Source organism: Rhodococcus sp. A14 (assembly GCF_011603105.1).
In the GTDB taxonomy this organism is placed as follows: domain Bacteria; phylum Actinomycetota; class Actinomycetes; order Mycobacteriales; family Mycobacteriaceae; genus Rhodococcus_F; species Rhodococcus_F opacus.
The window spans coordinates 1-1979 of record NZ_JAAOQS010000244.1; the positions used below are offsets into that span (position 1 = coordinate 1).

Genomic DNA, 1979 nt, shown 5'->3' on the forward strand with positions numbered 1-1979 from the left:
GGTATTCCCCGGTCTGCCGCAGATCCAGCTGCCGCAGTTCCAACTGCCCGAACTTCCCAGGTTCCCCGGAACGTAGTCGCCGCCGATCTCCGGGCCTACGATGGGAATGGTTCCGGCGTAGAGAGGATGTGTGCAGTGACTGCAAATCCAGCGGAGTTCCACAGCACTCCCAACGTTCCCAGGCCTTCGGCGGCCGCGCCGGCAGAAACGCGCAGGCTCGTCGCATATTCCAAGCCGATCCTGAAGATGTTCCCGCCCACCAGCGAGCATGCGGCCAAAGTGACGATGCTGACCGTCTACGCGCTGATGGTCATCGCCATCATCTTCATCGTCCTGCGGGAGTTCGGCGTCTTCAGCTAGCGGTCGCCGCGCTACTTGGAATGGCGGCCACCCCGTGACGGCTTGACCGCGGGCGCGCTGCCGGAAGGACCCGCGCCGATCGGCCGCGCCAACATCACCGCGATCGCGGTGGTCAGCGGAACCGACAGTGCCAGGGCGATGCCACCGACCGCCGAACGCACGATCTCGATGGCCACGGCATCGCTGAGCAGCACGTCCTGGATCGACCGCCCCGCCACACTGAACAGCAACAGCAGCGGCAACGCCCCGCCGGCATATGCGAGGACCAGGGTGTAGACGGTGCTGGCGATGTGATCGCGTCCGACGCGCATCGCCGAACCGAAGATCTGACGCCGGGAGGCGTCGGGGTCCAGCGACGCCAGTTCGAACGCGGACGCCGCCTGCGTGATGGTGACATCGTTGAGCACACCCAGTGAGCCGATGATGAAGCCGGCGAGCAGGAGTCCGGTGATGCTGACGTGCTGTATGTACGTCTGGACGTTGGTGTTCTGTTCCTCGGAAAGCCCTGTCAGACGAGTCATCTCGATGGTGGCGTAGGAGAGGATCGCCGCCACCAGCATCGACGCGAGAGTGCCCAGCAACGCCGAACTCGTTCGCAGGGAGACACCGTGCGCGAGATACAGGACGGCATACAGGATCACGGCGCCGGAGACGAGGGCCACCGGGATCGCAGGTTGTCCGTCCAGCAGGGCCGGGAGCGTGAACAGAACGAGCACGCCGAACGAGACGACGATGCCGACGAGTGCCCGGAATCCGCGCCACCGCGCGACCGCGATCACGACGGCGGCGAACGCGAGCGCGATGAGGGTGACGGGCACGCCGCGGGCATAGTCCTCGAACGAATACTCCGTCGTGCCGTTCACGTCCGTCTGACGGGACAGCCGGATTTTCTCGCCCACCCGGAGGTCGGGCTGCCCGGGGCCGGGAATGATTTCGAGCAGCGTCTGGGTACCGGTATTGGGACCGGACTCGATGTCGACGATGCTGCGCTGGCACTCGTACGCCCCGGCGGGCGGCGGCAACGGGGTGCCGGTGAAGACGCGCCCGGCCGACGGACTTCCACAGTCGCCGATGTTCTGCATCGTGACCGTGCCCGATTCCGTGACGACTGCGCCGCCCTGGGCGCTCTGGAAGGGCTGTTCGACGTCGACGCTCGGCTTGCCGGGCCACAACGCGATGGCGCCGATGAGCACCGCGACGCCGATGGCGACGAGGAGTCCGACGACCACCTTGGCGGCCACAGGTCCCATCGGGGCCGGTCCGTCGCTGTGGCCGTGGCCATGGCCGTGTCCGTGGAATTCGCTCATCGGCCGCGTCGCGTCGGCTGCTGGGGGGATTGTCTCGGCACGCACGACAGGGTAGCCGGACGGCGACCGGCGACGCTGTGACGGAAGTGGCGTGTGGTGCCAGTGTTGCCAAGCTGTCAGGCTCGTATTGCTCTCGTGTCGCTTATATGTCGCCGGTGTGATTAGATATCCAAGCATGGCACGCAGCAGCTAATCTGCAGCGAACGCCGAACTCCACGCAGGGGTGGTCCGGAACTCCGAACGAGGGGTGTGTTCCGCGGACGCAGAGCCGCTGCGTGGAGAGATTTGCCGAGCTGGGTGGCGGGGTACAGG

Annotated in this window: 2 protein-coding genes; one reads left to right on the plus strand and one right to left on the minus strand. The window is 66.2% G+C overall.

Annotated features, from left to right (window positions below; genetic code table 11):
* Positions 1-126: 126 nt before the first annotated feature.
* Complete coding sequence (locus G9373_RS45085) at positions 127-360, plus strand: hypothetical protein (protein ID WP_206033988.1); 234 nt, start codon at positions 127-129, stop codon at positions 358-360.
* A gap of 11 nt (positions 361-371) precedes the next feature.
* Here the strand turns inward: G9373_RS45085 and G9373_RS45090 are convergent, their stop codons facing one another.
* On the minus strand, positions 372-1667 hold the full coding sequence (locus G9373_RS45090) for a YibE/F family protein (RefSeq protein WP_120659515.1): 1296 nt from the start codon (positions 1665-1667) through the stop codon (positions 372-374).
* Between the last annotated feature and the right edge of the window lie 312 nt (positions 1668-1979).